This window comes from Brooklawnia propionicigenes (assembly GCF_030297015.1).
Classification (GTDB): domain Bacteria; phylum Actinomycetota; class Actinomycetes; order Propionibacteriales; family Propionibacteriaceae; genus Brooklawnia; species Brooklawnia propionicigenes.
The window spans coordinates 3,177,595-3,193,617 of sequence record NZ_AP028056.1 but is presented as its reverse complement, the minus strand read 5'-3'; the positions used below and the strand labels follow the sequence as shown (position 1 = coordinate 3,193,617).

Sequence of the window (16,023 nt, the reverse complement as noted above, 5' to 3'; positions counted from 1 at the left end):
ATGAGCGCTCGGGCTGCTGGACCAGGCCGTGCCCCGGGAGCCCCATTGGTGGGCGTCCTCGCACTAGCGCTGCTCGCCGGTTGCTCCGAGCCCCCGGCGGTCGAGGGATGGACGCCACCGGGCTGGGACGATCACGCGGGTGTGCGGCTGGCTGCATCCGATACCGATACGGCCGCAGCGCTGAACGACCTGGGGTTCATCCGCATGCGGATCCGCAATGATGCCGCCGGATACCAGGCCCGGTATGTCCAGATCGCCGGCGCGGGCGAGTTCAACAAGCGCGTTGATGCGATGATCCGCGCACCACTGGCTCAGCTCTCGTTCACACCGGAGGCCTTCCCGTCGGGTTCCGGTCTGGCCGATCGTGGCTGTCTACCCGGTTCCGCCGGCTGGGATGCCGACCGGGTGCTGACCGACCCGGCGACCGGTCCCGCCAATGCGACAGGCACCGCGATCACCTGCGAGGTCATTGCCGCCTTCGGTTCGATCGTCGGGGTGACCATGCGCACGGTCACCGGCACCGCCGGCACTGTGACCGCCGATCAGAAGACGACGCTGTATGCCGACGTCGCCGGCGGCACCGTGACCGATGCGGCGGCTTTCTGGAAGCCGGACGCAGCCTCCGACGTGTGGACCAGGACCGTCGAGCAGCTTCGTCGCCAGGCCGGTGGCCTGAGCAGCGCCCCGATCGCGCCACCATCGGACGAGCAGACGGCACTGGCGGCGCAGGCTCTCGCCGATGTCCGGGAACGGGACGACGGCACGGCCACCATCACCCTTCCGCCCGGTATCGCCTCCCCCGAACTCGCCGGGCTGGGTCTCGATCAAACCACCGCCGCCACCAGCATCGAAGCCGATTCGGACCTGCTCGCCGGATGGCAGACCGACGCCGCGGCTGCGCTCGAGAACCAGCGCAACACCCCCTTCGCCGGTTTGCCGGCCTGGAACGCGAGCCTGCCGGTCGACTGCTCATTGCACACCTGCGTCGCCGTGACCTATGACGACGGTCCCGGCCCCTACACCAAGGACCTGCTGAAGACACTCCTGGCCGCACAAGCCGGCGCCACCTTCTTCATGCAGGGCAAGAACATCACGGGCAACACCGACATCGTGCGGGCCGTCGCCGCCGACGGCCACGACATCGGCAGCCACACCATGACCCATCCCGATCTCACCAAGGTCGGGCCCGACAAGGACCGCGCCGAAGTCGTTGGCTGCGCCGATCTCATCGCGGGAATCACGGGTGAACCCGTCACCTTCTTCCGCCCACCGTACGGTGCGGTCAACGATGCCGTGCTGGCCGCCATCGGCAAACCGGCGATCCTCTGGTCGATCGACACCAACGATTGGCAGGGGCCTGGCCGCGCCGCGCTGATTCAGCGTTCGGTGCCGGTATCGAAACCCGGCGACATCATCTTGTTCCACGACACCCACCGGGATTCGGTCACCGCAGCCAGTGATGTCATGGCAGGTCTCCAGGACCGCGGCTTCACCCCCGTGACGCTGACGCAGTTGTTCGGCGGCAAGATACCGCCGGGCAAGGTGACCCGCCGATGAGTACGGGCCGCCGCAAGTCCCCCAGACGCTTGAGCCGGGCGGGCAGGCTGATCCGCACGATTGTGCTGGTGCTCATCGCGACCGGGGTTGGCTACGCTGTGACCCTCGGCCCGCTGCACGCGGCCCGGGCCAAGGCGGAGATCTCCGATGGCATCCAGGCTATTGAGATCGCCGACGGTGTCACCATCACGCCGGCGCAGCACTGGCTGGCCGAGCCACTCGTGCACGACCTCCTCCGGATCCCGGTGCTGCCGGATCTGCGATCGCCACGGGTCTACCTCGGCGGTCATGCCGGGTTGCTGCTACGTTCTCCCGATCGTGTGCTCGCCGTCGAGATCGAGTCATCCGGACCAGGTGCCGAGCCCGAAGCCGAGGCGCTTCTACGCCAGAAGGCTTCCGCCATCATCGGTGCCGGCGCTGAGTTGCCCGCGGTGCGCACCGAGACGCTGGCCTCCGGCCACACCGTGTGGCATCTGGACGATGTCTTCGCAGTGCTCGCGGTGGTCGATCGCGGCGGCACTCTGGTGACCGTGACCGCCGAACGCCCCGACGGCGAGTCGATCGAGGCCTACCGACCTGCCATCGGCCAGCTTCTGGAGACCGTGCACTAGGCGCGGCTTAGCCGAGTTCGCTCGCCCGCGTCCGGTTGGCCTCCAGATGTTCGGGACGCACATTGCGCGGGATCGGGCCGACGTAGTCGGGCCCGTATGCTCCCGGCGCCGGGCGACGCTTGCGCAGCGGAGCGATCACCCCCGGAGCCATCCGCCGGGTCATCACCAGGAAGCCGGTGTGCGCGGTGGTGGCGTGCCCGGGCCGGATCGCCAGGCCCTCGGCGTGCCAGTCGCGCACCATGACCTCGGACGCGGTCGGCTCGGTGAACCCACCATCGGCGCGCAGGGTGTCCATCACTCGTCCCATCTGGGTGGTGGTGGCCACGTAGCAGCACAGAATCCCGCCCGGCTCGAGCACGCCGGCGACTGCTTCCAGGCAGTCCCAGGGTGCGAGCATGTCGAGAATCGCGCGATCGATCGGTTCGTCCTCGATGACCTCGGCCAGGTCGCCGAGACTCAGCGTCCACGACGGGTGCGGGCCGCCGACGAACTGTTCGACATTGGCCCGCGCCACCTCGGCGAACTCGGCTCGCCGCTCGTAGCTGTGCAGCTGCCCGGTCGGGCCGATCGCGCGCAGCAGCGCCAGGCTGAGGGCACCAGAACCAACCCCGGCCTCCAGCACGCGGGCACCAGGGAAGATGTCGGCGCGCATCAGGATCTGCGCGGCGTCCTTGGGGTAGATCACCGCCGCCTCGCGCGGCATCGAGACCATGTATTCGTTCAGCAAAGGCCGGAAGACCAGGTATTGCAGGCCACCGACCGTGGTGACCACCACACCTTCGGGCTGCCCGATGATGTCGTCGTGCGCCAGCCCGCCCTTGGTGGTGTGAAAGGTCTTGCCCGCGTCCAGCAGCAGCGACTTGCGGTGTCCCTTGGCGTCGGTGAGCGAGACCCACTCGCCGGCCCGCAGCGGCCCGGTGTGGACGCCGGAATAGGCCGCCGGGTCGAGTTCACTCATCCGCTGCTTCCTTCAGCTCGTGCCAGATCCGGGCCAGGTCGTTGACTGTGAGTCCGGCCAGCGTCGGGATCAGCAACTGACCGGGGTGTTCGTCCAGGTCTTGCATGCACGGCACCGCGATGACCGCCGCCCCGGCCGCGCGTCCTGCCGCGGTGCCGTAGATCGAGTCCTCCACCACGATGCAGTCGTCCGCGGCTGCCCCCAGACGCTCGGCCGCCAGCAGATAGCTGTCCGGGGCGGGCTTGCTGCGAGGCATCTCGTCACCGGCGATCACCACGTCGAAGATGCCATCTGGCACCTTGGCCAGTGCCGCGTCGATCATGTCGCGCGGGCTGGCCGAGACCAGCGCCATCGGCACGCCCTTGGCGTGCAACTCGATCAGCAGCTCGCGGGCACCGGGAAGCCAGGGCAGCGGCTCTTCCTTGATCCGCTGGATCACTCCGTCGACGATCTGTTGCCACAGTGCCGGACCCTCGATCTGCGGAGGCTCACCGTGCACTGCTTCGTGGGCATCGAACAGCGCCCGAATCGACACCGCCGCGGATACCCCGCACAGCTTGACGGCCTGCTCGTAGGCATACGGCACCCCGTAAGAGGCCATGACCCCGATCTGGGAGGCGATCCACACCGGCTCGGTGTTGGCCACCGTCCCATCGAAGTCCCACAGCACGGCTCTTGGTCTGGTCTGGCTTTGCACTGGCCCATTGTCGCAGCCAGGCAATGCTGCAACCAATCGTTGCCGGCTGACTGCCACATGGGCGCTGATCTTCCGAAATACTGGGGGCGTCACCATCCACCCCATGAGTGAAGGGATTGTCCCCCATGAGCAGTAGCGACTCGTCCTCTGTTCCCCCGCCTCACGCACCAACCGAACCGGCCGACCGTGGCGAGGACCAGACCGGCGGCAGCGCCGCGCAGGTGCCACCGCCGAGCCCGATGCCGCAGGCCGCACCTCCGATAGCCCCGGCGCCGCATCCCGGTATCCAACCCGTTCGGTTGCCCGCACCGCAGTCGAGCTTCAAACAGCCGTTCGCGAAGGGTTTCGGCGCCGGGCTGGGCCTCACCGTCGGCGCGGGAGCAGTCGCCCTCGTCCTGACTGTCGTGAGTCTGCTGGGCATGGGCTTGATCGGACGCACGCTCGGCAACGTGGCCACCAGCGCCCAGAACAGCATGAGCCACGTCTGGGGCCCGGCCAATGCCTCGAATACTCTGCTCGCCATCAACATCTCGGGAGTCATCGACAACACCGGGAGCGCAACGCTGTACAGCTCGGCCACCTACGGTTATGAGATCGCCGATCAGCTGGACGCACTGAAGGCCGACGACTACGCCGGCGTGGTCTTGTTGATGGACACTCCCGGCGGCAGCATCAGTGGCGCTCGGGCGATTGCCGACGCGATCGTCCGTTATCAGGAGCGCACCGGCAAGAAGGTAGTCGCCTATGTGCAGGCGATGGCCGCGTCCGGTGGCATGTACGCGATGGCCCCGGCTGACCTGATCATCTCCGATTACGGGACGCTCATCGGCAGCATCGGTGTGATCATGGGCCCGTTCGAGTACTACCGGGATGTGACCGGACTCACCGGCAATATCCTCACCTCCGGTGTCATCACCACCGGAGGCATCACCTACGAATACCTCACTCAGGGCACCGGTAAGGATTTCGGGAATCCATTCCGTGAGATGAGCGAACAGGAGCGGGCCACCTACACCAACGGAATCGCGATCGAATACCAGCAGTTCGTCGACTATGTCGCACAGCACCGCGGCATTCCCGCAGACCGCATCGTCAACGAGTTGGGCGCGTACCTGTTCGACCCGCAGACAGCCATCGACAAGGGCCTGGTGGACGAGATCATGGGCCGTCCGGATGGGTTCCTGCGTGCCGCCGAGGTCAGCGGTGTGGATCCGAGCGATACCAAGGTCGTCTCCCCCGCGATGCCGAGCGGCCTGGCCCAATTGTTCGGGGTGCAAGCCCGAGTATACGGCCACAATGTGCCGTTGAGTACGGTCGATGGGAGCACACCGACCAGTTCGATCTGTGTCGGATCCCCGACCGTGCTGGCGTTCGCGGGAGATTTCACCAGCGTCTGCGGCGGCTGATCTGCATTTGGACAGTCTCAGGTCGGTGCTCGTCATCAGCAATCCGCGGGCGCGTCAGATCTGGTGGAGCTGAGTCGATCATCTCGAGGCACTGTGTACGGCCGATGGCGCCGGCATCAGCGGGCTGTTAGCTGCTTTTGAGGCTGCTGAGCCGAACTGGTGCCCGGACCATCGCCTAGACTCCGACGATGAGCCACAGCCCGCAATCTCGGCTGAATACCGCCGCTGTTCAGCGCAGGACGGTCTGGACGCTGGCTGCTGCCCAGGTCTTCTCCGGGCTGAGTGCGGGCTCGACGCTCACGCTCGGGTCGATCCTCGCCGTGCAGTTCGCTGGCGCCGAGGTCTGGGCCGGCGCTAGCAATACCGCTGTGACGCTCGGCACGGCTTGCACGGCGGTCCCGCTGTCACGTATGGCTTTGCGCACGGGCCGGCGGGTCGCGCTGGCGAGCGGGCTGTGCGGCGCGATCGTCGGCACCGTTCTGTTGGTGTACGCCGTGATCATTCAGTCATTTCCGGTCTTGGTGCTGGGTAGCTTCGGCGTGGGCGTGGCGAATGCAGTGAATCTGCAGGCCCGATTCGCTGTCACAGATCTGGCGCGGCCGGAGCGCCGCGGACGCGATCTGTCGTTCGTCGTGTGGGCCATCACCATCGGCGCTGTCTTCGGTCCGAATCTGGTCGCTCCCGGCGCTGTGGTTGCCGTGGCGCTCGGGCTGCCGTCGAGCGCCGGAGCATTCCTCATTTCTGCGGCCGGGATGATCGTCGGATGCGCGATCATCTGGTGGGGGCTGCGTCCTGATCCGCTGCTGGTGCGAGCCGAACTTGATGCGGACGGCAAACCGGTCAGCGGCAGTGCCGATGCGTCATCTGCCGGCGGCTGGGCCGTCTGCCGACGCTATCCCGCAGCGGCCGCTGTGATGGTCGTCATGGCCGGTGCGCACGCCGCGATGGTGGCAGTGATGACGATGACACCGGTGCATCTGAACCACGAGTCAGCAACCGGCACGGCGGAGGCGGGGACGATCGGGCTCATCGGGTTGACGATCAGCCTGCATATCGCCGGCATGTTCGCCCTTTCTCCGATCATGGGCTGGCTCACCGACCGCGTCGGTGCCTGGCGGACGGCGCTGGGCGGCCTGACGGCTCTGCTCGTTGCCACCGGTGGTGCAGCCGCCTTCAGTCATCACACGCTGCTGGTCATCAGCTGCCTGGTCCTGCTGGGCGTGGGCTGGTCCGCGGCCACGGTGGCCGGCTCCACTCTGCTGGTGGAGACGCTGCCGGCGGAGCACCGTGTTGCGGCTCAGGGTTTCAGCGACGCCGTAATGTCGTTCGCCGCGGCAGCGGCCGCGCTGGCCGGCGGCCCGGTCATGGCCGTTGCCGGTTTTCCTGGCGTTGCGGTGGTGGCTGCGGCCGTTTCCTTGCTCGCGGTGGGAGTCGCCGCTCGTTTCGCCGCACGCTGAGCCGGTTTCGAGCCCGGGTGGCTCCCGATCCGAAGCCAAACATCAAACTTGGGTAGGGTTGTCCCCCACTGTGGGCGATAACCCTACCCAAGTTGCCTGACTGCTGGTCAGTGACTGGCGCGCGGCACCCCGAAGGTCTGGGAGACTCGCTGGTATTTGACTGCCGGGCCCAGGACCATGCCATCACCCAGCTGTTCGACCATGCTGCGCTGTATCTCCTGCCAGGGCGTCTGGGACGCGGGGAACGAGAACCCGCCGGCCGCATCGAGCGCTCGCCGGCGCTCGGCCAGTTCTTCGTCCGGAACCAGGACATCGGCAGTGCAGCTGTTGAGGTCGATGCGTACGGTGTCGCCGGTCTGCAAGATGGCGAGCCCGCCGCCGGCCGCGGCCTCGGGTGAGGCATTGAGTATTGAAGGCGAACCGGAGGTACCCGACTGGCGGCCGTCTCCGATGCATGGCAGCGAATGCACGCCACGTTTGATCAGCTCGGCAGGCGGTTGCATGTTCACCACTTCCGCCGCACCGGGGAAACCGATGGGTCCAGCTCCGCGGATGAACAGCAGGCAGTTCTCGTCGATCATCAGCTCCGGATCATCGATTCGCGCGTGATAGTCCTCCGGACCATCGAAGACGATCGCCCTGCCCTGGAGCACGTTCGGCTCTGCCGGGTCCGACAGATAGCGCTCCCGGAACTCGTCGGAGATCACGCTGGTCTTCATCACTGCGCTGTCGAACAGATTCCCGTGCAGCACCAGGAAACCGGCATTGTCGACCAGCGGTGCGTCGTAGCGGGCGATCACATCGCGATCCGTCGCGGCGGCTGTACGGCAGTTCTCACCGATGGTGGCGCCGTTCACAGTCAGCGCCTCGGTATGAATGAGGCCGTGCTCCATCAGCTCATGCACCACCGCGGGCACCCCGCCGGCGCGGAAGAACTCCTCGCCGAGGTATTCACCGGCCGGCTGCATGTTGAGCAGCAGGGGAACCTCGTGTCCGATGCGCTGCCACTCGTCCAGCGGCAGCTCCACGCCGATGTGCTGGGCGATCGCACCGATGTGGATGGGTGCGTTCGACGATCCGCCGATCGCAGAGTTCACCACGATCGCGTTCTCGAACGCCTCGCGCGTCAAGATGTCCGACGGCTTGAGATCCTCGGCGACCATCTCCACGATCCGGCGACCGGTCTGGTAGGCCATGCGGGCGCGCTCCCGGTACGGTGCCGGAATAGCCGCGCAGCCGGGCAGGCTCATGCCGAGCGCCTCGGCCAGCGCGTTCATCGTGGAGGCGGTACCCATCGTGTTGCAGTGCCCTGGCGACGGTGCAGCGGAGGCGACCAACTCGACATAGGTCTCCTCGTCGATCTCGCCGGCGGCGAACAGCTCGCGTGCCTTCCACACGATCGTGCCCGATCCGGTGCGTTCGCCCTTGTACCAGCCGTTCAGCATGGGCCCACCCGACAACACGATGGCCGGGATGTTCACGGTGGCCGCAGCCATCAGGCAGGCCGGCATCGTCTTGTCGCATCCGGTAGTCAGCACGACGGCGTCGAGCGGGTAGCCGTAGAGCACCTCGACCAATCCGAGATAGGCGAGATTGCGGTCCAGCGCAGGCGCCGGACGCTTGGCGCTCTCCTGCAGCGGGTGCACCGGAAACTCCAGCGCGATCCCGCCCATCTCGCGGATACCCTCCCGCGTCCGTTCGGCCAATTCCAGATGATGCCTGTTGCAGGGCACCAGGTCAGAACCCGTCTGGGCGATGCCGATGATCGGACGACCGGACTGCAGCTCCTCACGGGTCAGTCCCCAGTTCATGTAGCGCTCGATGTGCAGCGCCGACATATCCAGATTGCCCGGATCGTCGAACCAGGCTTGACTACGTAATCTGCGCTGACGATCAGTCATGGTGAGCATTCCGTTCGGTGACGTGCCTGCGGGCGGACGCGACAGCGCTGCTCGCCCGGATTGACCCTGACGAATCTACCGCACTCCTCCTTGCAGCTCGTTTCCGGGTGGTGGACGATCGGTGTGGGGGCCGATCGTTCGGATGTCACTGTCTTGCGCGGTGCTGGTCGAACGAGTTCGTCTTGGTTCTATCTATCGGATAGACGTCGGCCGTAATCCATGCGAATCCTGGAGCCTCCGTGTTTTTTGCCAAGGGGTCCCGTGATTCGAGGGTCATCGCGACCCGTTCACCGCGGGCAAGGTTCGCGAATCCGGTTACTCCACGAATGCTTGAATAATGAGACCACACCGGAATATTCCCGTCCATCATGATCACGCCATATCCGCGGTCCGAATCCCATGACTCGACAATTCCGGTGGCGAGTTTGTGCACTGAGTATCCTTTCGTACGCAACGTTGCTGGCAAGTTTGGACAGAATCTATGTGATACTACTACGCGGCGGAGCTTGTCTGGCGACTTGGTGAACAAGCTGACGACTCGTAGCGAGGGGCGCGATATGGGAGCAGCCACATGAATGGTGCGGAATTCTGCGCAGTGCGAGAAAGCCTTGGTTTATCAAAGGCGTGGCTCGCTCGTCGGTTGCAAGTATCGCCCGAGGCGATTGACAGTTGGGAACAAACCTCCAGCGCACAGGTGCCCCCGGCATACGCGGCCGACCTTTCCTTCATAGAAGCGCTCGCCGACGCGCGGGCCACTGATCTCCTCGGCCAGTTCTTGCGCGATCTCGGTGTGGATAACCTCAAAGACGTCGTCCTGGATGCTTCAGACCCTTCCGTTTGGCCAAGCACCACAGTGCCAGGCACAGACGACGAGTGCGAGACATCAGGCTTGCCAGCGGGATTCTTCCGCGCGTGCGCCTATCGGGTCCGTCGAGCATTATCCGGGAGGCTGACGATCGAATACGTCCAACCTGCGCAGGACGAGTACATACTGGGTGCCTCGGCATCGGGCATCGTGACGTTGACCAGCAACGCAGATGGTGGGCGGTTGGTCACCAAGCTGGGACCGGTAAGCGATCCGCTGAGTATGAAGTCAGCGGGCGTGAAGCAACTGGTTGCTGAGATCCTCGATGTCGATCAGTGTCAGATCTCGGCGAGACGAATTCGGTCGAGTGATACCCACGTGCTTTGGGCGATCCGCATCGGGCGGTGATGAGGTCCGCCCAACCGGTGCATCAGCCGTGCAAGACAAACTACCGCACGCCGAAATACTTTGCCTCCGGGTGATGGACGATCAGCGCGTCGGTCGACTGCTCGGGATGCAGCTGATATTCCTCCGACAGCTCAACGCCGATCCGCCCGGGTTCCAGCAGGCCGCACAGCGGCTCGCGCAACTCCAGATCCGGGCAGGCCGGGTAGCCGAAGCTGTAGCGGCTGCCCCGGTAGGCCTGATCATCGATCTGAGCGGCGATGTCACCGTCGTCGGACGCGAATCCGAGTTCGGTGCGCACGCGCTGATGCCACAGTTCGGCCAGCGCCTCGGCCAGCTGCACCGACAGGCCGTGCAACTCCAGGTACTCGCGGTAGTTGTCGGATTCGAACAGCCGCTGAGTCTCCTCCGAGACCCGGTTGCCCATCGTCACCAGCTGCAACGCCAACACGTCGGGCCCCAGCTCTGCGGCCTCGTCCGCATCCCGGAAGAAGTCGGCGATGGACAGCCGCCGATCCCGCGGCTGCCGCGGGAATGTGAAGCGGGTCTTCTCCGTCGTCGGATCGTCCGGATCGAGCACCACCAGATCGTTGCCCTGCGAATAGCAGGGGAAGTAACCGTAGACCACGGCGAACTCGCTCAGTCCGACCGCCAGGATCAGGTCGAGCAACGCCCGCAGCCGCGGTCGTCCCTCCGACTCGATGAGTTCAGGAACCGTGGCGCCGCCACGGACGGCGTGCAGGCCCCAGCGTCCGACGAACAGTGCCTTCTCGTCGAGGAAACCGACCACATCATTCAGCTGGATGCCTTTGACGACCCGGCTGCCCCAGAACGGCGGGGTCGGCACTTCGATGCGCCGCGCCACATCCGAGCGCACCGTGGCATCGTCCAAGGGCGGCAGCTCATCGTCGTTCTTGCGTGGCTTCACCCTGCGTTCACGCACCGGCGGCAACTCGACTCCCGGCTCACCGCGTTTGATGGCCATGAGGGTGTCCATGAGGTTCAGGCCCTCGAAGGCGTCTTTCGCGTATCGGACGGTGCCCTCATACAGCGCTGCCAGATCCTGATCGACGAATGGCCTGGTCAGCGCCGCCCCGCCGAGAATCACCGGAAGCTTGCGGGCCAGTCCACGGTCATTGAGTTCGAGCAGATTGTCCTTCATCACCAGAGTCGACTTCACCAGCAGCCCGGACATGCCGATCACATCGGCACCATGCTGTTCGGCGGCCTCGACGATGGCCGACACCGGCTGCTTGATGCCCAAATTGACCACGGTGTAGCCGTTGTTCGAGACGATGATGTCGACTAGATTCTTGCCGATGTCATGGACATCGCCCTTGACGGTTGCCAAGACCAACGTGCCCTTGCCCGCACCCGCCTCCGAAGCATCCATATGAGGCTCGAGATAGGCGACTGCCTTCTTCATCGTCTCCGCGCTCTGCAGCACGAACGGGAGCTGCATCTGACCCGAGCCGAAGAGCTCACCGACCGTCTTCATTCCGGCGAGCAAGTCGTCGTTGATGATGTCCAGAGCCGGTTTGGTCGTCAGCGCCTCGTCGAGGTCGGCGTCCAGGCCCTTGTCATTGCCGTCGACAATGCGCCTGGCTAACCGCTCCGACAACGACAAGGTGGCCAGCTCGGCCTCCCGCTGCTCCCGCAACGAAGCGGCAGTGACGCCTTCGAAAAGATCCAGGAACGTCGACAGCGGATCGTAGTCCTCGCTGCGCCGGTCATAGATCAGGTCGAGTGCGGTCTGATAACGCTCATCCGGGATGCGGTCGGTCGGCATGATCTTCGCGACACTGACGATCGCGGAATCGAGCCCGGCTTTGACACACTCGTCGAGGAAGACACTGTTCAGGACCACGCGCGCTGCCGGGTTCAGACCGAAGCTGATATTGGAAACCCCGAGCGTGGTCCCCACCCTCGGATGCGCGGCCTTGAGCCGGCGGATCGCCTCGATGGTGGCCAGTCCGTCGCGCCGGGTCTCCTCCTGGCCGGTGGCGATGGGGAAGGTGAGGCAGTCGACAAGGATGTCGCCCTCATCGATGCCCCAGTCGTTGGTGAGCGTAGCTATGAGCCGCTCGGCGACCTGCACCTTCCATTCGGTGGTGCGGGCCTGGCCCTGCTCGTCGATGGTCAACGCCACGACCGCGGCGCCGTGCTCCTTGACCAGCGGCATCACCCGCTGGAAGCGGGAGTTCGGGCCGTCGCCGTCTTCGAAGTTGACCGAGTTGATGATGGCCCGGCCCGGAAGATGATTGAGACCGGCTTCGATCACGGCGGGCTCGGTCGAGTCGAGCATCACTGGCAAGGTCACGGCGCCGGCGAACCTGGACGCGAGTTCGACCATGTCCTCGGCCCCGTCGCGTCCGACATAGTCGACACACAGATCGACGATGTGTGCCCCGGAACGGGACTGGTCGCGTCCGATCTGGACGCACTCGTCCCAGTTGCCCGCGAGCATCGCCTCACGGAAAGCCTTCGAACCGTTCGCGTTCGTGCGCTCCCCGATCGCCAGATAGCTGGTGTCTTGTTTCAGGGCGACGTCGGAGTACAGCGAGGCCACCGCGTTGATCATCTGGGGAGCGCGCCGCTTGACCGCGCGCTGCGGGCCAATGGCCTCGACGAGCTGACGAATGTGTTCGGGGGTGGTGCCGCAGCAGCCGCCCACCAGGGCCAGGCCGCACTCGTCGACGTAGTCGTCCAAGGCACGAGCCAGTTCGGCCGGCTGCAGCGGATAGCGCGCACCCTCGGCGGTCAACTCGGGCAGACCGGCGTTGGGCATCGCCGACAGGCCGATACCCGCATGGCGCGCGAGATAGCGCAGATGCTCACCCATCTCGGCTGGACCGGTCGCGCAGTTGAGTCCCAGAATGTCGATGCCCAACGGCGCGAGGGTTGTCAGCGCGGCGCCGATCTCGCTGCCCAGCAGCATCGACCCGGTGGTCTCGACCGTGATCGACACGAAGATCGGCAGGTCGTCGGCACCGGATGCCGCGCGGGCCCGCTTGGCGCCGATCACCGCGGCCTTGGCCTGTTGCAGGTCTTGGCAGGTCTCGATCTGGACTGCATCGATGCCGCCGCGGATCATGGCCTCGACCTGCGTCTGGTAGGCATCACGCAAGGTGACCGCCTCGATATGGCCCAGGGTGGGCAGTTTGGTGCCGGGCCCCACACTACCGAGCACGAAACGTGGCCGATCGTCCGTGCTGAACTCGTCGGCCACCTGCCGGGCGATCCGGGCGCCCGCCTCGGCCAACTCCGCGATCTGATCGCTGATGCCGTACTCGTTCAGAGCCGCGTAGTTGGCGCCGAAGGTGTTGGTCTCGACGCAGTCACTGCCGACGCCGAAGTAGGCGCGGTGAATGTCGGCCACCACATCGGGACGCGAGCGGTTGAGTACCTCGTTGCAGCCCTCGTAGCCCTCGAAGTCCTCGAGTGAGAGATCAAAACCTTGCAGCATGGTGCCCATGGCTCCGTCGGCAACCAGCACACGGCGGAACAGGTGATCTCGAATGGCAGCAGGCACGTCGCCAAGGATAGCGACGATATGCTGCCCTGCGGCCGGATGCCCAGGCGGCTTTCGCGGTGGGCAGATCCCGGGGCAGGGCTAGGGTTGATCTATGGCAGGACGCGGACAGTACACCCGGCCGGTGGTCGTGGTGGCATTCGAAGGCTGGAACGACGCTGCGGACGCGGCGACGGCAGTCGTCGAGCACCTGGCTGAGACATATCCGACCGAGATCGTCTTCGAGATCGATTCGGACGACTACTACGACTATCAGATCGTCCGCCCCCGGGTGGTCGAGACCGATGACGGACGCGAGGTCGTGTGGCCGTCGGCGTCGGTGCGGGTGGCTCACCTGCCCGAGCGCGATGTGCTGCTGGTGTCGGGGCCCGAGCCCAATCTGCACTGGCAGCGATTCTGCAGCACGCTGGTTTCGGCGTTCCGCAGTTTCGAGCCCGAGATGGTCATCCTGCTGGGTGCGATGCTGACCGATTCGCCGCATTCGCGTCCGCTGCCGGTGACCGGCAACACCTCGGACACCGGCTTGGCGAAGTCGCTGGGGCTGGAACCGTCGGGCTATGAAGGTCCGACCGGGATCACCGGGGTGCTCGGGGACGCCTGCCACCGCGCCGGGCTGCGGGAGGTTTCGCTGTGGGCGTCGGTTCCGCACTATGTGGCCGCTCCCCCGAACCCGAAGGCGACGCTGGCGCTGCTGGCCAGGCTCGAGGACCTGCTGGACGTGGCGCTGCGGCTGGACGACCTGCCCGAACTGGCGCGTGCCTGGCAGCGTGGGGTCGACGAGCTGGCCGCCGAGGATACCGAGATCAGCGAGTACATCGAGTCGTTGGAGGCTCAGCAGGACGAGACCGGACTGCCGCAGGCCACCGGTGATTCGATCGCCCGGGAATTCGAACGCTATCTGCGCCGGCGCGGAACTGATGGGCCCGGCCCGCAGTCATAGCAGGACCAGCAGCAGACCCACCAAGAATGAGGCGGCATTCGCGGTGAACGCGATCAGCAGGCACCACCAATGGGTGTGCGTGCCCCGAGATATGCCCGCCCGCGCGGCGGCCCACCAGTAGATGCCGCCCGCCTCGACTAGGACGATGAGTGCCTCGGCGACCGCGGTTCCGGCTGGGAACACCGGATTGACCAGCCACAAGATCGGATGAGTGAGCTGTAGCGCCCAGGCCATGGCGGCGAGGTCGAGTAGTGGGTGGGCGGCCGTCGAGCGCCAGTGCAGGCCCCGGACCATGGCCATGATGATGGGTATCTCAACAGCACAGGTGATCAGGTAGGCGACCAACCAGTGCTGCATTCGCCGATCCTAGTCATCGCGCGGCTAGCCTGAGAGCATGGGCGACGAGCACACGGCTATTGAAACGCGACCGCCCAGGCGAACCAGACGGATATCGGTTACGGCGATCCTTGATGAGTTCTTCTTCGTCTATGCCGGCCTAGCAGCAATCTGGTTGGCCTGGCTGCTGCTCACCGAGAGCTTCAAACTCGGCTGGCTGGGCATTGCCTTCTTTCTGGTCTTCTGGGTGATGCTCGCCTACCTGGCGTTGCCCAGGCTGCACCGGATCTTCACTGCGATCTATGTGCCCGACTATTTCATCGGCCGTACCCGCACCAGTGACGGCCTGCTCGGCGACCCGGTGAATCTCGCGGTCCGCGGCAGCGACGCACAGCTGCGCGAGGCCATGGCTCGGGCCGGTTGGACGTTGGCCGACCCGGTCACCATGGGTTCGGCGTGGAAGATCGTTACCTCCACCATCGCACGGCGCAGCTATGATCGGGCGCCGGTGAGTCCGCTGTTGCTGTTCGGGCGCGTCCAGGACATGGCCTATCAGCAGGAGGTTGCCGGCAACCCCGCGAAGCGCCATCATGTCCGCTTCTGGCGGACGCCCGATGACTGGCTGCTGCCCGGTGGCACGCGCGTCGACTGGCTCGCTGCCGGTACCTTCGACCGGGCCGTCGGGTTTTCGCTGTTCACCTTGCAGATCACCCACAAGATCGATGCCGACATCGACGTGGAGCGTGATCACGTCGTGGCCACGGTGATGGCCGCCAATGACGCGGCAACCGTCGAGACGCTGGTCGATTTCTCCGCCGGATATCACTCCCGCAACGGCGGCGGCGACAGCATCCAGACCGATGGCGATCTGCCCATCCTCGACCTCCGCAAGCTTCACGCGATAGGGGACGGCTCGTGACCAACGCACCTGATAAGCGCTATGCCACCGAACCTGCGGTGAGCCTCTTCGAAGCGGACGCGCCGACGGCCAGACCCAAACAGCGTCCCAGCGCGCTGACGATCGGCGCGCTGCTGTCGGTCTTGCGGGCGATCGGCGGTGTGTCCGTCATCGTCGGCCTGATCACCGGCTGGCCCCAGCTGCAAAATGAACTGGAACTCGAGGGCGTCGAGCCAGCCACCGTGCTGAAGGTGATTGTCGGGCTCCAGGTCGCCTGGATCGTGCTGCTGCTGATCGTGTCCTGGCTGATGTGGCGGGGCAGCAATGCCGCACGCCTGCTCGTGATGAGCTTGACCTGTGTGAGCATCACGGCCTCGGCGATCAGCTACTTCGCCTCCGGCGCCGAGATCACCGTGCACACCACGCTGCTGACCCTCGCGCTCGACATTCTCATGCTGCTGGCGTTGTCGGATCGTGATGTCAGGGCATGGACGAGGGCACGCAAGCCGCTACCCTGAAT

14 protein-coding genes are annotated in these 16,023 nt (G+C 65.5%); 8 read left to right on the top strand and 6 right to left on the bottom strand.

Going from position 1 to position 16,023, the window contains the following annotated elements; genetic code table 11:
- Both QUE25_RS14625 and QUE25_RS14620 read left to right on the top strand, forming a co-directional pair.
- Positions 1 to 1,557, top strand: coding sequence for a polysaccharide deacetylase family protein (locus QUE25_RS14625; protein WP_286266296.1), 1,557 nt, complete (start codon positions 1 to 3; stop codon positions 1,555 to 1,557).
- Positions 1,554 to 2,168, top strand: coding sequence for a hypothetical protein (locus QUE25_RS14620; RefSeq protein WP_286266294.1), 615 nt, complete (start codon positions 1,554 to 1,556; stop codon positions 2,166 to 2,168). Before QUE25_RS14625 ends, QUE25_RS14620 begins: the two co-directional genes overlap by 4 nt.
- A gap of 7 nt (positions 2,169 to 2,175) precedes the next feature.
- Here the strand turns inward: QUE25_RS14620 and QUE25_RS14615 are convergent, their stop codons facing one another.
- Complete coding sequence (locus tag QUE25_RS14615) at positions 2,176 to 3,126, bottom strand: tRNA (adenine-N1)-methyltransferase (RefSeq protein WP_286266292.1); 951 nt, start codon at positions 3,124 to 3,126, stop codon at positions 2,176 to 2,178.
- Positions 3,119 to 3,823, bottom strand: a complete 705-nt coding sequence (locus QUE25_RS14610) for an HAD family hydrolase (RefSeq protein ID WP_286266290.1) — start codon at positions 3,821 to 3,823, stop codon at positions 3,119 to 3,121. The genes QUE25_RS14615 and QUE25_RS14610 overlap by 8 nt, the downstream gene beginning before the upstream one ends.
- Positions 3,824 to 3,948: 125 nt before the next feature.
- On the opposite strand from QUE25_RS14610, the gene QUE25_RS14605 reads away from it, so the two are divergent.
- On the top strand, positions 3,949 to 5,229 hold the full coding sequence (locus QUE25_RS14605; RefSeq protein ID WP_286266289.1) for a S49 family peptidase: 1,281 nt from the start codon (positions 3,949 to 3,951) through the stop codon (positions 5,227 to 5,229).
- 188 nt (positions 5,230 to 5,417) lie between these two features.
- A complete protein-coding gene (locus QUE25_RS14600) occupies positions 5,418 to 6,686 on the top strand; it encodes an MFS transporter (RefSeq protein ID WP_286266287.1) in 1,269 nt (422 codons plus the stop codon).
- Between the two features lie 107 nt (positions 6,687 to 6,793).
- Here the strand turns inward: QUE25_RS14600 and QUE25_RS14595 are convergent, their stop codons facing one another.
- Positions 6,794 to 8,587, bottom strand: coding sequence for an IlvD/Edd family dehydratase (locus QUE25_RS14595; protein WP_286266284.1), 1,794 nt, complete (start codon positions 8,585 to 8,587; stop codon positions 6,794 to 6,796).
- A 145-nt stretch (positions 8,588 to 8,732) separates the two neighbouring features.
- Positions 8,733 to 9,020 carry a S1 domain-containing protein gene (locus QUE25_RS14590; RefSeq protein ID WP_278951416.1) on the bottom strand — a complete coding sequence of 96 codons (288 nt, stop codon included), beginning with the start codon at positions 9,018 to 9,020 and terminating at the stop codon, positions 8,733 to 8,735.
- A 138-nt stretch (positions 9,021 to 9,158) separates the two neighbouring features.
- Here QUE25_RS14590 and QUE25_RS14585 point away from each other — a divergent pair, with 138 nt between their 5' ends.
- Positions 9,159 to 9,800 carry a helix-turn-helix domain-containing protein gene (locus QUE25_RS14585; RefSeq protein ID WP_278951419.1) on the top strand — a complete coding sequence of 214 codons (642 nt, stop codon included), beginning with the start codon at positions 9,159 to 9,161 and terminating at the stop codon, positions 9,798 to 9,800.
- 40 nt (positions 9,801 to 9,840) lie between these two features.
- Here QUE25_RS14585 and metH read toward each other — a convergent pair whose 3' ends face one another.
- A complete protein-coding gene (metH, locus tag QUE25_RS14580) occupies positions 9,841 to 13,329 on the bottom strand; it encodes a methionine synthase (protein ID WP_286266274.1) in 3,489 nt (1,162 codons plus the stop codon).
- Between the two features lie 94 nt (positions 13,330 to 13,423).
- Between metH and QUE25_RS14575 the strand changes: the two genes are divergently transcribed.
- Positions 13,424 to 14,269 carry a PAC2 family protein gene (locus QUE25_RS14575; protein WP_286266273.1) on the top strand — a complete coding sequence of 282 codons (846 nt, stop codon included), beginning with the start codon at positions 13,424 to 13,426 and terminating at the stop codon, positions 14,267 to 14,269.
- Here the strand turns inward: QUE25_RS14575 and QUE25_RS14570 are convergent.
- Positions 14,264 to 14,626, bottom strand: coding sequence for a hypothetical protein (locus tag QUE25_RS14570; RefSeq protein ID WP_286266269.1), 363 nt, complete (start codon positions 14,624 to 14,626; stop codon positions 14,264 to 14,266). The genes QUE25_RS14575 and QUE25_RS14570 overlap by 6 nt on opposite strands.
- Before the next feature lie 37 nt (positions 14,627 to 14,663).
- On the opposite strand from QUE25_RS14570, the gene QUE25_RS14565 reads away from it, so the two are divergent.
- Both QUE25_RS14565 and QUE25_RS14560 read left to right on the top strand, forming a co-directional pair.
- Positions 14,664 to 15,524, top strand: a complete 861-nt coding sequence (locus tag QUE25_RS14565; RefSeq protein WP_286266268.1) for an LssY C-terminal domain-containing protein — start codon at positions 14,664 to 14,666, stop codon at positions 15,522 to 15,524.
- Positions 15,521 to 16,021: a hypothetical protein gene (locus tag QUE25_RS14560; RefSeq protein ID WP_286266266.1), complete on the top strand. Its 501-nt coding sequence runs from the start codon at positions 15,521 to 15,523 to the stop codon at positions 16,019 to 16,021. The genes QUE25_RS14565 and QUE25_RS14560 overlap by 4 nt, the downstream gene beginning before the upstream one ends.
- Positions 16,022 to 16,023: the final 2 nt, after the last annotated feature.

What these genes read in the sequence shown, in the direction of transcription:
- QUE25_RS14570 (WP_286266269.1), bottom strand. Translation starts at nt 14,626, where the DNA reads ATGCAGCACTGGTTGGTCGCCTACCTGATCACCTGTGCTGTTGAGATA.
- QUE25_RS14625 (WP_286266296.1), top strand. Translation starts at nt 1, where the DNA reads ATGAGCGCTCGGGCTGCTGGACCAGGCCGTGCCCCGGGAGCCCCATTG.
- QUE25_RS14565 (WP_286266268.1), top strand. Translation starts at nt 14,664, where the DNA reads ATGGGCGACGAGCACACGGCTATTGAAACGCGACCGCCCAGGCGAACC.
- QUE25_RS14615 (WP_286266292.1), bottom strand. Translation starts at nt 3,126, where the DNA reads ATGAGTGAACTCGACCCGGCGGCCTATTCCGGCGTCCACACCGGGCCG.
- QUE25_RS14595 (WP_286266284.1), bottom strand. Translation starts at nt 8,587, where the DNA reads ATGACTGATCGTCAGCGCAGATTACGTAGTCAAGCCTGGTTCGACGAT.
- QUE25_RS14600 (WP_286266287.1), top strand. Translation starts at nt 5,418, where the DNA reads ATGAGCCACAGCCCGCAATCTCGGCTGAATACCGCCGCTGTTCAGCGC.
- QUE25_RS14620 (WP_286266294.1), top strand. Translation starts at nt 1,554, where the DNA reads ATGAGTACGGGCCGCCGCAAGTCCCCCAGACGCTTGAGCCGGGCGGGC.
- QUE25_RS14575 (WP_286266273.1), top strand. Translation starts at nt 13,424, where the DNA reads ATGGCAGGACGCGGACAGTACACCCGGCCGGTGGTCGTGGTGGCATTC.
- QUE25_RS14605 (WP_286266289.1), top strand. Translation starts at nt 3,949, where the DNA reads ATGAGCAGTAGCGACTCGTCCTCTGTTCCCCCGCCTCACGCACCAACC.
- QUE25_RS14585 (WP_278951419.1), top strand. Translation starts at nt 9,159, where the DNA reads ATGAATGGTGCGGAATTCTGCGCAGTGCGAGAAAGCCTTGGTTTATCA.